The following is a 14,377-nucleotide window of genomic DNA, read 5'->3' on the forward strand; positions in this document are numbered from 1 at the left end:
GCCGAGGGGTCGGAACCGCAGCAGCCCACGGAGAGTCGCGCAGGCGCAGGACTGAATTAGCGGAAGGGGGCGACCGCGCTCGGCCCCTGGATCGTCGCGCGCCGCAGGAGCGGCGGCGCGCAAAACTAGCTCAGTGGAAGGAATCGCCGCAGGCGCACGAGCCGGCTGCGTTCGGGTTGTCGATCGTGAAGCCCTGCTTCTGGATCGTGTCTTCGAAGTCGATCGCCGCACCGTCGAGGTACGGCACGCTCATCTTGTCGACGACCACCTCGACACCGTCGAAGTCGACGGTCGCGTCGCCGTCGAGCAGGCGCTCGTCGAAGTAGAGCTGATAGATGAGGCCGCTGCATCCGCCGGGCTGCACGGCGACCCGCAGTCGCAGGTCGTCGCGGCCCTCCTGTTGAAGCAGGTTCTTGACCTTGGTCGCCGCGGTGTCGGTGAGCTTCACGCCATGCGTTGAAACGTCGGTCGAGGTGAGAGCGGTGTCGGTCATGTCATCGAGTGTATGCGAGCCGGCTGGTCATTCGCCGGACCTCGCGTTGAGGCGCGAGAGCAGGAGCGCCTCGGAGAGGATCGCGCGCTGCAGGGTCGGCAGATGCAGCGACTCGTTGGGACTGTGCGCACGCGAGTCGGGGTCTTCGACGCCGGTGATGAGGATCTGCGCGGCAGGGAACATCTCGACCAGGTCGGAGATGAAGGGAATCGACCCGCCGGCTCCGATCTCGACCGCCTCGGTGCCCCACGCCTCCCCCATGGTTTCCACGGCATCCGCTGCCGCCCACCCGCTCGAGTCGACCAGGAACGGGTTGCCGGTGTCGAGGTCTTCGATCGAGATCTCGGCGCCGAACGGCACGTGCTCGAGCAGATGCGCCTCGATGGCTGCGAACGCCTCCTGCGCGGTCTGCCCGGGAGCGACCCGCGCGCTGATCCGCACCCGCACGCTTGGCACCAGGGTGTTGGAGGCGTTGCGGACGTTGGGGATGTCCATGCCCGTGACCGTGATCGAGGGCTGATACCAGAGCCGGGAGAGGATGTCGCCGGTGCCGATCGGGCTCACTCCCTCGAGAAGACCCGACTCCGCGCGCAGCTTCTTCTCGCTGTACTTCGGCGTCTCCTCGTCGTGACTCGTGAGGCCCTTCACGGCGACCGAACCGTCCTTCTTCCACAGGGTTCCGAGCAACTCGATCGCGGCCATCGGAGCGTCGGGCACAGCGCCGCCCATCATCCCGGAGTGCGACGCGTGGGCAAGCGTCGTGATCCGCAGGTTGAACGCGACGGCTCCGCGCAGGGCAATCGTGAGAGCCGGGGTGGCGAGGTCCCAGTTGCCCGAGTCGGCGACGACGATCACGTCCGAGGCGAGGCGTTCGCGGTAGCGGCGCAGGATCTCGGGCAGCGACCGCGACCCGAACTCCTCCTCGCCTTCGGCGAACAGCACGAGGCCGACATCCAGGTCTTCTCCGCAGACCGCAACAAGTGACCGGATCGCGGCGATGTGCGCAATCACGCCCGCCTTGTCGTCGGCGGCCCCGCGACCGTAGAGCCGATCACCGCGCAGCGTCGGTTCGAACGGCACCGAGTCCCAGTGCTCGTCCTCCCCCGGCGGCTGCACGTCGTGGTGGGCGTAGAGCAGGATCGTCGGTCGGCCGTTGCGCGCAGCGCGGGTGCCGATGACGGCGGGGAGCCCGAGCTTGCCGGCGTCGCCGATCGGCACTTGCACGATGTCGATCTCGTCGAAGACCCCGGTCTCGGCTGCCAGCGCCTTCACTGCCTCCGCACTCGCCTGCACCCGCTCCGGGTCGAAGCCGTCCCACGAGACCGACGGGATGCGCACGAGTCGCGAGAGATCGGCGACGGCGAGCGGAAAGCCAGCCGCGATCGTCTCCCGAAGTTCGGCGGCGAAGGGGGTCGACGGCGGCGTTGCAGGCATCCCGTAATCTTAAGTCGTGGCCAAGACCCCCAACACTCCCGCCTCTGCCGAGGTCGAGCCGGAACCGACCCCGGTCGGCAAGGGCCATGCGACTCCCACCCGCAAGGAGCGCGAGGCCGCTCAGCGTCGCCCGCTGGTGCCCAAAGACCGCAAGCTCGCGTCGCAGCAGAACAAGCAGGCGGTCGCCAACGAGCGGGAGAAGGCTCGCCTCGGCATGGCGCGCGGCGACGAGAAGTATCTGCCGCTTCGCGACAAGGGCCCGCAGAAGCGCTACGTACGTGACTTCGTCGACGCTCGATTCAGTGCCGGCGAGATCCTGATGCCGACGCTCGTGCTCGTCATCCTCACCTGGTTCGTGCCGCAGATCGCCGACTACGCGTTCCTCGCCTTCTGGGGCGTCTTCCTGCTCGTCGTCATCGACTGCGTGGTGCTCGGATTCCAGGTGACGCGTCGCCTCGTCGCGAAGTTCGGCAAGGACAAGGTGGAGCGGGTGCGCTGGTACGCGGCGATGCGCGCCATCCAGATGCGGATCCTGCGTCTGCCGAAGCCCCAGGTCAAGCGCGGCCAGTACCCCAGCTAGCCGCGAGCCCGCGGTTGATGCTTCGAGCCCAGAGGGGGCCGCGGTAGAGGAACGCTGTGTAGCCCTGCACCAGGGTTGCGCCGGCGGCCAAGCGTACTGCGATGTCGGCGGCGGTCTCCACCCCGCCGACCGAGATCACCACGAAGTCGGTCGGCACCGCCGCGCGCACCAGGCGCAGGACCTGGAGTGACCGGAGGGCGAGCGGGCGACCCGAGAGCCCCCCCTCCCCCGCAGCCGCGATCTCGGCCGGGGCGGAACGCAACCCCTCCCGCGAGGTCGTCGTGTTGGTGGCGACCAGCCCCGGCAGGCCGAGCTCGACGCTGAGCGCGGCGATCCGCAACACCTGGTCGTCGGTGAGGTCGGGAGCAATCTTGACGAGTACGGGCACCCCGGCGGCGGCATCCCGCACCGCCTCGAGCAGTGGCGCGAGCTTGTCGAGTTCTTGCAGGCCCCGCAGCCCAGGGGTGTTAGGCGAACTGACATTGACGACGAGGTAGTCGGCGAGCGGCGCGAGCAGCCGCGTCGACGTGAGGTAGTCGTCGAGCGCGTCGTCGACCGGCACGACCCGTGACTTGCCGATGTTGACGCCGATGACCGGGCGGATGCGCCGCCGACGTTCCCGCTCGAGCCGACGCGCTGCCGCTTCGGCTCCGGCGTTGTTGAAGCCCATGCGGTTGATCACCGCGCGATCGGCGACGAGCCGGAACAGGCGGGGCTTCGGGTTGCCGGCCTGCGGCACGGCCGTGATCGTGCCGACCTCGACGTGGCCGAAGCCGAGAACGCCGAGACCGCGGATGCCGGCCGCCTCCTTGTCGAAACCCGCGGCGAGACCGAACGGCGACGGGAAGCGCAGACCGAGCGCCTCGACGGCGAGCGACGGATGCGGCCGACCGAGGCCGCGCAGGAAGCCGGGGACGAGCCGGATGACGCGGAATGCCAGGTGGTGGGCGCGTTCGGGATCCATCCGGCGCAACACCAGCCGGAACAGGAGGGCGTACATCGAGTTCAGGTTATCGGCACCTGGGGTCTCGACACGCCGCCTGTGGCGGCTACTCGACCACCGAGGTTTCGCCAGTGCTTGCGTTCTCGACTCGGAGGAGGGCAATGGCCGACTCGAAGTCGTCGAGGGAGTCGAAGCCCTGGTAGACGCTCGCGAATCGCAGGTAGGCGACCTCGTCGAGTTCCCGCAGCGGGGGCAGAATCGACAGGCCGATGTCGTTCGCGTCGATCTGCGAGACGCCCGTCGCGCGGATGCTCTCCTCGACGCGTTGGGCGAGCAGGGCGAGGTCGGCGTCGCTCACCGGCCGACCCTGGCAGGCCTTGCGCACGCCGGAGACGATCTTCTCCCGGCTGAACGGCTCGACGATTCCCGACCGCTTGATCACCGAGAGGCTCGCCGTCTCAGTCGTCGAGAACCGGCGACCGCACTCGGGGCACTGTCGACGGCGGCGGATGGCGAGGCCGTCGTCGCTCGTGCGCGAGTCGACGACGCGGCTATCCGGGTACCGGCAGAACGGACAGAACATGGTGGCACCAGGATAGATGCCCTCCCCCGGCTACGCCCGGAAGCGGGCGTCCACCGCGTCGCCGTGCGCGGGAAGGTGTTCGGCGTCACTCATCGCGCGGATGTGGTGGGCGACGCCCCGGAGCGCGTCGGCGTCGTAGCTGACGACCTGCTGCGGGCGCAGGAACGTCACGGCCGAGATGCCCGCCGCGAACCGCGCGGTGCCCCCGGTCGGCAGGATGTGATTCGACCCGGCGAGGTAGTCGCCGAGGCTGACGGGCGAGTACGTTCCGAGGAAGATGGCGCCCGCGTGGGAGACGCGGTCGAGCAGCGCACCGGGATCCGCGGTCTGGATCTCCAGGTGTTCGGGCGCGTAGGCGTCACTCACCCGCGCGGCCGTCTCGAGATCGTCGACCAACACGATCGCCGACTGCGGCCCACCGAGCGCGATCACCACCCGATCACGCGCCGACGTCTGCGCGACCTGCCGTTCCAGTTCGGCCCGCACGGCATCCGCGAGTTCCGGGGAATCGGTTACGAGCACCGCCGCGGCGGACTCGTCGTGCTCGGCCTGGCTGATCAGGTCGGCCGCGACGACGGTGGGGTCGGCGTCGGCATCCGCGATCACGAGCACCTCGCTCGGGCCGGCCTCGGCGTCGATGCCGACATCGCCCTGAACGACGCGTTTGGCGGCCGCGACATAGACGTTGCCGGGCCCGGCGACGACATCGACGGGGTCGAGGGCGAGCGACGGGATGCCGTAGGCGAGCGCACCGATCGCGCCCGCTCCCCCCATTGCGTAGACCTCGTCGACGCCGAGCACTCCCGCCGCACCCAGGATGAGCGGGTGGATGCCGTGTTCGAAATCCCTTTGCGGCGGAGACGCGAGGGCGATCGACCCGACGCCGGCGACCTGAGCCGGCACGACGTTCATGACGACGCTCGACGGATAGACGGCCTTGCCGCCCGGGATGTAGAGCCCGACGCGGTCGACGGGCTGCCAGCGCTGGGTGATCTGCGCCCCGGGCGCAACCCTGGTGACCGCCGGAGCGGGCACCTGCGCCCGGCTGGCCGCCTGCTCGCGACTGACGACCTCGTCGAGGGCGGCACGGATCTGTTTCGGCAGGCGTGCGACGGCGGCGGTGATCGCGGCCGGGTCGACGCGGATGGTCGACGCTCGCCCCCCGTCGAACCGGTCGGCCTGCTCGTCGAGTGCGATCGTGCCGCGCTCGCGCACATCCCGGATGAGGTCGGCGGCGACCGGAATGGCGGCCGACACGTCGACTTCCGCACGGTGCACGAGCGCCCGGAGTTCCCCGGGGGTGGGACGGCGGCCGCGGAGATCGATCGTCTGGATCATGGCCCGTCCATGTTACGGGCGGTTTCGGGCCGCGGAATGCCTGCCCTGCGGACAGGGTTGACTGGTGACGTGGAACCGCACATCGTCGACGATCTCTCCGCCTTCAAGCTCGCGTTCCGTCGACACGCGGCGGGAGTCGCGGTGGTGACGGCACGCACCCCCGACGGCACGCCCGTCGGCTTCACGGCGACGTCGCTCGCCTCGCTCGCCGCCGTACCGCCACTCGCGACCTTCAACATGGCGCGCGTCTCCACCGCCTGGCCGGCCGTCGAGGGCACGACGCACGTGCTCATCCATCTGCTTGGCGCCCGCAACCGCGCGCTCGCCGATCGGCTCTCGGGGCCGCACGACGAGCGCTTCGCGGGTGATCACTGGTCACCCGGGCCATTCGATCTGCCGCTGCTGAACGACGTGCCCGCCTGGATGCTCGGGCGCATCGTCGAACGGTTTCCGGTCGCCGACAACGCCGTCGTCGTTGTGCAGGTCGAAGACGGCGGGCTCGGGGTGGATGACGACGCGCTGCTGTACCACGAGCGCACCTACATGGCGCCCGGCGCTCCCCTCACCCCGTAGCGGCGCTCAGGCGATGCAGTTCGGCCCGAGCAGCGACTTCAGTTCCCCGTAGAGGTCGGCGGTGACGGTGACCGGGTAGGGCACCTCGAACATCCGCGCGCTCTCGCCGCGCACCAGCCGCAGCCGCACCTCGTTGTCGCCGCGATGCCGGATGAGCACGTCGTTGAGCGCCGAGACCACGTCGGTCGTCGCGCGATGCTCGGGCACCGAGATGACGAGCGGGCCGGCCCCCAGTGAAGCTCCGGTGTCCGGCACGAAGAGGCTGACGGCGTGGAGATTGAGCCCGTCGTCGCGGGTGGCAACCCGACCCTTGATGACGACGATCGAGTCGTTCTGCAGGGCCGGGGAGAACTCCTGGTACGTCTTGCCCATGAACAGCACGGTGACCTCCCCGCCGAAGTCTTCGACGGTCACCATCCCGTACTGGTTGCCGGAGTTGCGCGCGGTGCGGTGTTGCACGCTCGTGAGCAGCCCGGCGACCGTGACCTGCTCGCCGTCGTTCGCCGCCTCTCCGCCGATGAGCTCGCCGATCGAGATCGTCGCGTGCTTCGCGAGGGTCTGTTCGAGCCCGGCGAGCGGGTGGTCGCTCACGTACAGGCCGAGCATCTCGCGCTCGAAGGCGAGCTTGTCGCGCTTGCTCCACTCCGGCCGCTCCGGCACCGACTCGGTCGCGTGCTCGGGTTCGTCCCACAGGGAGTCGAAGTCGAAGCCGACCTGTCCGTTGGCCTCGTTGCGCTTGTCGCTCACGGCGCGCTCGACGGCGCCCTCGTGGATCTCGATGAGCGATCGGCGGGTGTGGCCGAGCGAGTCGAACGCGCCCGCCTTGACGAGGGATTCGACGGTGCGCTTGTTGGCGACGGGGATCGGGACCTTGCGCAGGAAGTCGTGGAAGGCGACGAAACGACCCTCCTTCTCACGGGCGACGCGGATGTGCTCGACGACGCCGTATCCGACGTTGCGTACCGCACCGAGACCGAATCGGATGTCGCCCACACCCGCCTCGCTCGGGACCGCAGTGAAGTCCCCCGCCGATTCGTTGACGTCGGGGGGCAGCACCCGGATGCCCATCCGCCGGCACTCGTTGAGGTAGAGCCCGAGCTTGTCTTTCGCGTCGCCGACGCTCGTCAGCAGTGCCGCCATGTACTCGGCGGGATGATTCGCCTTGAGGTACGCGGTCCAGTACGCCAGCACGCCGTAGCCGGCCGAGTGCGCCTTGTTGAACGCGTAGTCGGCGAACGGCATCAGCGTGTCCCACAACACCTGCACGGCCTGCTTGGAGTAGCCGTTGTCGGTCATTCCCGCCTTGAACTCGGCGAACAGCTTGTCGAGCTCGGACTTCTTCTTCTTGCCCATCGCCCGGCGCAGCACGTCGGCTTGGCCGAGGGTGAACCCGGCGACCTTCTGCGCCACGGCCATGACCTGTTCCTGGTAGACGATGAGGCCGAACGTCGTGCCGAGGATCTCCTGCAGCGGCTCCGCGAGTTCGGGATGGATCGGCTCGGCCTTCTGCAGCCCGTTCTTACGCAGCGCGTAGTTGGTGTGCGAGTTCATGCCCATCGGACCCGGACGGTAGAGGGCGATGACGGCCGAGATGTCTTCGAAGTTGGTGGGCTTCAACTGCTTGAGCAGCGCCCGCATCGGCGCCCCGTCGAGCTGGAACACCCCGAGGGTGTCGCCGCGCGACAGCAGGTCGTAGGTCGCCGGGTCGGCGTCGAGGTCGAGACCCTCGATCTCGAGTGGCTGCCCGGTGTTCTTCTCGATCGCATTGAGCGCATCTTGGATGACGGTGAGATTGCGCAGCCCGAGGAAGTCCATCTTGAGCAGACCGAGGTCTTCCAGCGGCGGCTGGTCGAACTGCGTGATGATCGCACCGTCGTCTTGGCGCTTCATGAGCGGAACGACGTCGATGAGCGGTTCGGCCGACATGATCACACCCGCAGCGTGCACACCCCACTGCCGCTTGAGGTTCTCGATGCCGCGCGCCGTCTCGAACACCTGGGCCGCCTCGGCGTCGGTCTCGAGGATGGCCCGAAGATCGCCGGCCTCCTTGTAGCGCTCGGACGTCGAGGTGACGACATCCGTGAGGGTCATCTCCTTGCCGAGCACCGGCGGCGGGAACGCCTTCGTGAGCTTCTCGCCGACGCTGAACGGCATCCCGAGCACGCGTGCGGAGTCCTTCATCGCCTGCTTCGCCTTGATCGTGCCGTAGGTGACGATCTGCGCGACCCGGTCATCGCCATATTTGTCGGTGACGTAGCGGATGACCTCGCCGCGGCGGCGGTCGTCGAAGTCGACGTCGACGTCGGGCATCGACACGCGCTCGGGGTTGAGGAAGCGCTCGAAGATGAGGCCGTAGCGCTGCGGGTCGAGTTCGGTAATTCCCATCGCGTACGACACGAGGGAACCGGCGGCCGAACCGCGGCCGGGGCCGACCCGGATTCCCTGCTGCTTCGCCCAAGTGATGAAGTCGGCGACGACGAGGAAGTACCCCGGGAAGCCCATCTGCTTGATGACATCCACCTCGTAGGCGGCCTGGCGGCGGTGCTCGTCGCTCACCCCGCCCGGGAAGCGCACGTTCAGGCCGCGCTCGACCTCCTTCTCGAACCACGACGCCTCGGTCTCACCCTCCGGCACGGGGAATCGCGGCATGAGGTCGCGCTTCTCGAACTCGACAGCGCACCGCTCGGCGATGAGCAACGTGTTGTCGCACGCCTCCGGGTAATCCCGGAACAGCTGCCGCATCTCGACGGCGGACTTCAGGTAGTACTCGTTGCCCTCGAACTTGAAGCGGTTCGGGTCGTCCATGGTCGACCCCGACTGGATGCACAGCAGGATCTCCTGCGCGTGCGCGTCGGCGGCGTGCGTGTAGTGCAGGTCGTTGGTCGCGACGAGCGGCAGATTGAGCTCTTTCGAGAGCCGGATGAGGTCGGACTGCACGCGGCGCTCGATCTGGAGCCCGTGGTCCATGATCTCGACGAAGTAGTTGTCCCGACCGAAGATATCGCGGAACTCTGCGGCGGCCGCGACCGCCTCATCCCACTGGCCGAGCCGCAGCCGGGTCTGCACCTCGCCGCCGGGGCACCCGGTCGTGGCGATGAGCCCTTTACCGTAGGTGCTGAGCAGGTCGCGGTCCATGCGGGGCTGGAAGTAGTAACCCTCGATCGAGGCCAGCGACGACATCCGGAACAGGTTGTGCATGCCCTGCGTGTCGTGCGCGAGCAGCGTGATGTGGGTGTACGCGCCGGAGCCCGAGACGTCATCCTGCCCGCCGTCGCCCCAGCGCACGCGCGTCTTGTCGGTGCGATGCGTGCCCGGCGTGAGGTACGCCTCGGTGCCGATGATGGGCTTCACCCCGACGGCGTTGGCCTGCTTGTAGAAGTCGTAGGCGCCGAAGTTGTTGCCGTGGTCGGTAATCGCGACCGCCGGCATCCCCTGCTCGGCGACGGCCGCCATGAGTTCGCCGACTCGCGCCGCACCATCCAGCATCGAATACTCGCTGTGCACGTGCAGATGCACGAAAGAATCGGTCACTAGCTCTCCGGGGTCGACCCCCAGGATACGGCGGGGTCAGTCGGCGCGCAGAACATCGAGAGCGTGTTGGAGGTCGTCGGGGTAGGGCGACTCGAACAGGGCGTACTCACCCGTCGCCGGGTGCCGGAATCCCAGCTTGTGGGCGTGCAGCCACTGCCGGGTGAGGCCGAGCCGTTCGGTCAGTCCCTTGTCGGCGCCGTAGAGGGTGTCGCCGACGCAGGGATGCCGCTGTGCGGCCAGGTGCACCCGGATCTGGTGAGTGCGACCCGTCTCGAGCGTGACCTCGAGCAGACTCGCGGCGCGCATCGCCTCGATCGCCTCGTAGTGCGTGACGGCGTGTTTGCCCTCAACCCGGATCGCGAACTTCCAGTCGTTGGACGAGTGCCGCCCGATGGGGGCGTCGATCGTGCCGGCGAGCGGGTCGGGGTGTCCCTGCACCACGGCGTGGTAGATCTTGTCGACCTCGCGATCGTGGAACAGCCGCTTAAGTTCGGTGTAGGCCGACTCCGACTTCGCGACGACCATGAGTCCGCTCGTGCCGACATCGAGTCGGTGCACGATGCCCTGCCGCTCGTTGGACCCCGAGGTCGAGATGCGGTAGCCCGCCGCGGCGAGAGCACCGAGAACCGTGGGGCCACTCCATCCGGGCGCCGGGTGCGCGACGATGCCGACCGGCTTGTCGATCACCACCAGATCGTCGTCGTCGTGCACGATGCGGAATCCGGGCACGAGCTGCGGGATGACGCGCGGCGCCTCCTTGGGCGCCCACTCGATCTCGAGCCAGCCGTCGGCCCGCAGCCGGTCCGACTTGCCCAGCAGGATCCCGTCGAGCCGCACTCCCCCCGCCTCGAGCACCTCGACGGCGAAGCTTCGCGAGAACCCGAGCAGCTTGGCGATCCCGGCATCCGCCCGCTCCCCGGCGAGGCCGTCGGGAACCGGGAGGCTCCGGCTCTCCATCAGTGGGGACCGGCCATCAGGACTTCTCGGGTTCGCCCTTGCGGCGCACCCCGTCGAGTCCGACGTTGCGCAGCGAGAGCAGCAGGAAGAGCCCCATCGCCGAGACGACCGCCATGTCGGCGACGTTGAAGATCGCCGGAAAACCCCACACCTGGATGAAGTCGATGACGTGCCCCACTCCGAAACCGGGCGGCCGGGTCAGCCGGTCGGTGACGTTGCCGAACGCGCCGCCCAGCACCAGGCCGAACATTGTCGCCCAGCCGAGCGACCGGATGCGGGGGGCGAACCAGATGATGAAGACGATCGCCCCGATCGCGACGACCGAGAGGATCCAGGTGAACCCGGTCGCGAGCGAGAACGCCGCGCCGGGGTTCGTCACGTAGTGCAGTTGCAGCACCTCGCCGAACACCGGCACCGTCTCGCCCAGCTCGAGATTCGTGGTCACCAGATACTTCGAGAGCTGATCCAGCCCGTAGGCCACCACGGCGACGGCGGCGAGCAGCCCGAGCGCGCGGGGACTCACCCGCCGCTTGAGCGGTGCGGCGTCCGGCGCGATCGGGTCAGTTGCCCGGGCCAAAACCCGAGTACTCGGTGGGCGGGACGCCGTAAGCCGGAGCTGCGAAGTCGCCCTGCGGCGGCTGGCCGTAGTTCGTCGGAGCGGCCGGCGCGTACTGCTGCGGGGCGGCCGCAACGGCGGGCTGCGACGGTGCGGCACTCAGCGCGTTCGAGCTCTCGAGCTCGCGCAACTGACCCTCGATGTAGCCGCGCAGCTTCGTGCGGTAGTCACGCTCGAACTGCCGCAGCTCTTCGACCTGACGCTCGAGTTCGTTCTTCTCCTGCTGGATGGCGTCGAGCTGACTGCGCGCACCCTGCTCGGCTTCCGAGACCACCCGCGCGGCGGCGGCGTGCCCCTCGGCGATCAGGGCGTCGCGCTTCTCCATGCCCTCACGCACGTGCTCCTCGTGAAGGCGGCGCGCGAGCTGGAGCAGGTTGTTGGTGTTGCCCGGGTCCATGGCGTTGGGGTCGAACCCGGCCGGCGCGTACGCGGGCTCGGGCGCCTGCACCTGCTGAGGGGCGGCCTGTTGAGGTGCAGCTTGCTGGGGCGCTGCCTGCTGCTGCGCGGCGCTGCGCTGGAGTTCGGCGAGACGCGACTCACCGGCGACGAGGCGCTGACGCAACTCTTCGTTCTCCTGGTTGAGCCGACGCAGTTCGACGACGACCTCGTCGAGGAAGTCATCGACCTCGTCCTGGTCGTAGCCCTCGCGGAATTTCGTCGGGTTGAACCGCTTGTTGACCACATCTTCAGGAGTCAAGGCCATGTCTTTCACCTCACGCATTGCTCGCCATCACCCCCGCGGCCTTCCGGTCGCGCCTCGATGACGAAATCGACATCTCACCTTCAGGAAACGGGTGAGGGTTCCAGCGTACAACCCCCGACCGCATCGGCCGAAGGTTGGTTTCAGTCTGTCAGCGAGTTCGCCGACGCTCACTGACCGAAGAAGCTCGCGTCGACATCCGATTCGGGCGCTTCCGCCTCACCGCTGACGGCGACGTGTTCGGGCGAGAGCAGGAACACCTTGTTGGTAACGCGCTCGATCTTTCCGTAGAGACCGGAGGCGAGGCCGCTCGCGAAGTCGATAAGGCGCCGGGCATCCGGTTCCGGCATCTGCGAGAGGTTCATGATCACGGGAACCCCCTCACGGAACGCTTCGGCGATCGCCTGCACATCCTTGTACTGACGCGGGTTGACCGTGAGGATCTCGTTCATCCCGGGGGCGGCGTGCTTGGTGCTCGCCGCGACCGGGCGCCGCAGCGGCGTCACGGGGGCACGGCCCGCGGTCGACGTCACCGGCGCGACCGGGGCTGCCGGCACGTGGTCGTCGTAGTCTTCGTCGGCCAGGCCGAGATAGACCATCGCCTTGCGCATCGGATTCGCCATGTCGTCCTCCCGAAGGATCGGTGTCGCGGGTCAAAAGGTGCGGCATCCGTTCTCGACATTAACCGGGGAACGGCCGAAATCCGGTGATTGCCGTACCGATGCGAAGGTGTGTCGCGCCCTCCAGAATCGCCTCGCGGAAGTCTCCCGACATCCCGGCCGAGATCGCGGTGGCTGCGGGCTCGAGGCGCCGCAGCTGCGCGCCGACCTCGCGGAGCCGGGCGAAGGCTTGGCGTGGCTCGGCTCCGAGGGGCGCGACGCCCATCACCCCGAGCAACCGGAGCCCGGGGGCCGCGAGCACGCGTTCGGCGAGGCGATCGATGTCGTCGGGCGCGACTCCCGCGCGTCCCGGCTCGTCACTCAGCCCGATCTCGAGGAACACCCCGACGTCGGTCCCGTCATCGACCGTCAGCGCATCGACGAGTGACGCCCGGTCGACGGAATGCACCGTCGAGGCATATCGCCGTACTGCCTTCGCCTTGTTGCTCTGCAACTGGCCGACGAAGTGCCACGCGAGCCGCGCGTCGTCGACCTCGGCCGCCTTGACCACCGCCTCCTGATGCCGGTTCTCGCCGATGTCGCGGACGCCCAGGTCGGCGAGTTCGCGCACCAGTGAAGCCGGTTGGAATTTGGTCACCACGATGCGGGTCGGCGGCGCTCCTCCGGCCTCGCGTACGGCGTCAGCGATGGCGGAGTCGACCGCGGCGAGCCGATCGGCGAGTGTGGGCTCGATCTCTTCGGCTCCGCTACTTGAGAAACTCCGGGATGTCGAGGTCGCCCTCGTCGTCGAACTCGCGATCGAGCGGCGCCCCCAGCGGAGCGTCGGGCTCGGCGGCCCATCCCGGGCTGTCGATGGCTCCCGTCGCGCCGGCGGCGACCGTCACGGGTGCTTCGGCGGCGACGAACGAATCGCGGCGCGCGGGAGCGGGACGATACGTCGAGGGCTCCCCGCCGTCGAACCCCGCGGCGATGACGGTGACGCGCACCTCGTCGCCGAGGGTGTCGTCGATGACGGCACCGAAGATGATGTTGGCCTCGGGATGCACGGCCTCCTGCACGAGCTTGGCGGCGTCGTTGATCTCGAAGATTCCGAGGTTCGAGCCACCCTGGATCGAGAGCAGCACGCCGTGCGCTCCGTCGATCGAGGCTTCGAGGAGTGGGGAGGCGACGGCGAGTTCGGCCGCCTTGATCGCCCGGTCGGCGCCTCGGCTCGCGCCGATTCCCATGAGCGCCGAGCCCGCGCCCTGCATGACGCTCTTCACGTCGGCGAAGTCGAGGTTGATGAGCCCGGGTGTGGTGATGAGGTCGGTGATGCCCTGAACACCTGCGAGCAGCACCTGGTCGGCGGTCGTGAAGGCCTCAAGCATGCTGATGCCGCGGTCGCTGATCTCGAGCAGACGATCGTTGGGCACGACGATGAGGGTGTCGACCTCGTTCTTGAGCGCGGCCACCCCGACCTCGGCTTGAGCCGAACGGCGCTTTCCTTCGAAGGCGAAAGGTTTGGTGACCACGCCGATCGTGAGCGCCCCGATCGACTTGGCGATGCGGGCCACGACGGGGGCGCCGCCGGTTCCGGTTCCGCCGCCTTCACCTGCGGTGACGAAGACCATGTCGGCTCCGGCGAGGGCCTCTTCGATCTCTTCGGCGTGATCTTCGGCGGCACGGCGACCGACTTCCGGGTCGGCGCCTGCGCCGAGCCCGCGAGTGAGTTCCCGCCCGACGTCGAGCTTGACGTCGGCGTCGCTCATCAGCAGGGCCTGGGCATCGGTGTTGATCGCGATGAACTCCACCCCGCGCAGGCCGAGTTCGATCATGCGGTTGACGGCGTTGACCCCACCGCCGCCGATGCCGACGACCTTGATCACCGCCAGGTAGTTCTGGTTCGACGTCACGTTCCGGCCTCCGAGTGAAAGTCTCAACCTCAACTTGAAGTTGAGAGTCTTTCTCATTACGATGTTCGTCCCCACGGTAAGCGTGGTGACTGGCAACACCTTGGACATCCCTGCGCG

General features: G+C 68.4%; 14 protein-coding genes. 2 read left to right on the forward strand and 12 right to left on the reverse strand.

Going from position 1 to position 14,377, the window contains the following annotated elements; genetic code table 11:
• Window positions 1–130: 130 nt before the first annotated feature.
• Both erpA and WBL06_RS03275 read right to left on the reverse strand, forming a co-directional pair.
• Entirely contained in the window at window positions 131–493 is a 363-nt protein-coding gene (gene erpA / locus WBL06_RS03270) for an iron-sulfur cluster insertion protein ErpA (RefSeq protein ID WP_424454544.1), read from the reverse strand.
• Window positions 494–520: 27 nt separating this feature from the next.
• Window positions 521–1,927 carry a dipeptidase gene (locus WBL06_RS03275; RefSeq protein ID WP_424454545.1) on the reverse strand — a complete coding sequence of 469 codons (1,407 nt, stop codon included), beginning with the start codon at window positions 1,925–1,927 and terminating at the stop codon, window positions 521–523.
• Between the two features lie 16 nt (window positions 1,928–1,943).
• On the opposite strand from WBL06_RS03275, the gene WBL06_RS03280 reads away from it, so the two are divergent.
• On the forward strand, window positions 1,944–2,507 hold the full coding sequence (locus WBL06_RS03280; protein ID WP_424454546.1) for a DUF3043 domain-containing protein: 564 nt from the start codon (window positions 1,944–1,946) through the stop codon (window positions 2,505–2,507).
• On the opposite strand, the gene WBL06_RS03285 is transcribed toward WBL06_RS03280, so the two are convergent.
• Genes WBL06_RS03285 through hisD form a run of 3 tightly spaced genes read right to left on the reverse strand, consistent with a single transcriptional unit; the run spans window position 2,482 to window position 5,371 of the window.
• Window positions 2,482–3,507 carry a quinone-dependent dihydroorotate dehydrogenase gene (locus WBL06_RS03285; RefSeq protein ID WP_424454547.1) on the reverse strand — a complete coding sequence of 342 codons (1,026 nt, stop codon included), beginning with the start codon at window positions 3,505–3,507 and terminating at the stop codon, window positions 2,482–2,484. The two genes, WBL06_RS03280 and WBL06_RS03285, sit on opposite strands and share 26 nt — an antisense overlap.
• Window positions 3,508–3,556: 49 nt before the next feature.
• A complete protein-coding gene (gene nrdR / locus WBL06_RS03290) occupies window positions 3,557–4,033 on the reverse strand; it encodes a transcriptional regulator NrdR (protein WP_424454548.1) in 477 nt (158 codons plus the stop codon).
• A 30-nt stretch (window positions 4,034–4,063) separates the two neighbouring features.
• A complete protein-coding gene (gene hisD, locus WBL06_RS03295) occupies window positions 4,064–5,371 on the reverse strand; it encodes a histidinol dehydrogenase (RefSeq protein ID WP_424454549.1) in 1,308 nt (435 codons plus the stop codon).
• Window positions 5,372–5,407: 36 nt separating this feature from the next.
• On the opposite strand from hisD, the gene WBL06_RS03300 reads away from it, so the two are divergent.
• The gene (locus WBL06_RS03300) at window positions 5,408–5,944 is read left to right on the forward strand and encodes a flavin reductase family protein (protein ID WP_424454550.1); all 537 of its coding nucleotides are present in this window, start codon (window positions 5,408–5,410) and stop codon (window positions 5,942–5,944) included.
• 6 nt (window positions 5,945–5,950) lie between these two features.
• On the opposite strand, the gene dnaE is transcribed toward WBL06_RS03300, so the two are convergent.
• The 7 genes from dnaE to ftsZ form a co-directional block, all read right to left on the reverse strand.
• Complete coding sequence (gene dnaE / locus WBL06_RS03305) at window positions 5,951–9,475, reverse strand: DNA polymerase III subunit alpha (RefSeq protein ID WP_424454551.1); 3,525 nt, start codon at window positions 9,473–9,475, stop codon at window positions 5,951–5,953.
• Between the two features lie 36 nt (window positions 9,476–9,511).
• Complete coding sequence (locus tag WBL06_RS03310; protein ID WP_424454552.1) at window positions 9,512–10,432, reverse strand: RluA family pseudouridine synthase; 921 nt, start codon at window positions 10,430–10,432, stop codon at window positions 9,512–9,514.
• Window positions 10,433–10,448: 16 nt separating this feature from the next.
• Window positions 10,449–11,009 (reverse strand): signal peptidase II, encoded by a 561-nt coding sequence (gene lspA, locus WBL06_RS03315; protein WP_424454553.1) that lies wholly within the window; start codon window positions 11,007–11,009, stop codon window positions 10,449–10,451.
• Window positions 10,993–11,751, reverse strand: a complete 759-nt coding sequence (locus tag WBL06_RS03320; RefSeq protein ID WP_424454554.1) for a DivIVA domain-containing protein — start codon at window positions 11,749–11,751, stop codon at window positions 10,993–10,995. The genes lspA and WBL06_RS03320 overlap by 17 nt, the downstream gene beginning before the upstream one ends.
• A gap of 167 nt (window positions 11,752–11,918) precedes the next feature.
• Window positions 11,919–12,371, reverse strand: a complete 453-nt coding sequence (locus WBL06_RS03325; RefSeq protein WP_424454555.1) for a cell division protein SepF — start codon at window positions 12,369–12,371, stop codon at window positions 11,919–11,921.
• A gap of 58 nt (window positions 12,372–12,429) precedes the next feature.
• Complete coding sequence (locus tag WBL06_RS03330; protein ID WP_424454675.1) at window positions 12,430–13,101, reverse strand: YggS family pyridoxal phosphate-dependent enzyme; 672 nt, start codon at window positions 13,099–13,101, stop codon at window positions 12,430–12,432.
• Between the two features lie 13 nt (window positions 13,102–13,114).
• Window positions 13,115–14,260, reverse strand: a complete 1,146-nt coding sequence (gene ftsZ / locus WBL06_RS03335; RefSeq protein ID WP_424454556.1) for a cell division protein FtsZ — start codon at window positions 14,258–14,260, stop codon at window positions 13,115–13,117.
• Window positions 14,261–14,377: the final 117 nt, after the last annotated feature.

Source organism: Pseudolysinimonas sp., assembly GCF_049651805.1.
Taxonomy (GTDB): Bacteria; Actinomycetota; Actinomycetes; order Actinomycetales; family Microbacteriaceae; genus Pseudolysinimonas_A.

Excerpts from the sequence above, each read along its gene's own strand:
- WBL06_RS03300 (WP_424454550.1), top strand. The coding sequence starts at position 5,408 with ATGCCTGCCCTGCGGACAGGGTTGACTGGTGACGTGGAACCGCACATC.
- nrdR (WP_424454548.1), bottom strand. The coding sequence starts at position 4,033 with ATGTTCTGTCCGTTCTGCCGGTACCCGGATAGCCGCGTCGTCGACTCG.
- erpA (WP_424454544.1), bottom strand. The coding sequence starts at position 493 with ATGACCGACACCGCTCTCACCTCGACCGACGTTTCAACGCATGGCGTG.
- WBL06_RS03310 (WP_424454552.1), bottom strand. The coding sequence starts at position 10,432 with ATGGAGAGCCGGAGCCTCCCGGTTCCCGACGGCCTCGCCGGGGAGCGG.
- WBL06_RS03285 (WP_424454547.1), bottom strand. The coding sequence starts at position 3,507 with ATGTACGCCCTCCTGTTCCGGCTGGTGTTGCGCCGGATGGATCCCGAA.
- WBL06_RS03325 (WP_424454555.1), bottom strand. The coding sequence starts at position 12,371 with ATGGCGAATCCGATGCGCAAGGCGATGGTCTATCTCGGCCTGGCCGAC.
- WBL06_RS03320 (WP_424454554.1), bottom strand. The coding sequence starts at position 11,751 with ATGGCCTTGACTCCTGAAGATGTGGTCAACAAGCGGTTCAACCCGACG.
- hisD (WP_424454549.1), bottom strand. The coding sequence starts at position 5,371 with ATGATCCAGACGATCGATCTCCGCGGCCGCCGTCCCACCCCCGGGGAA.
- WBL06_RS03275 (WP_424454545.1), bottom strand. The coding sequence starts at position 1,927 with ATGCCTGCAACGCCGCCGTCGACCCCCTTCGCCGCCGAACTTCGGGAG.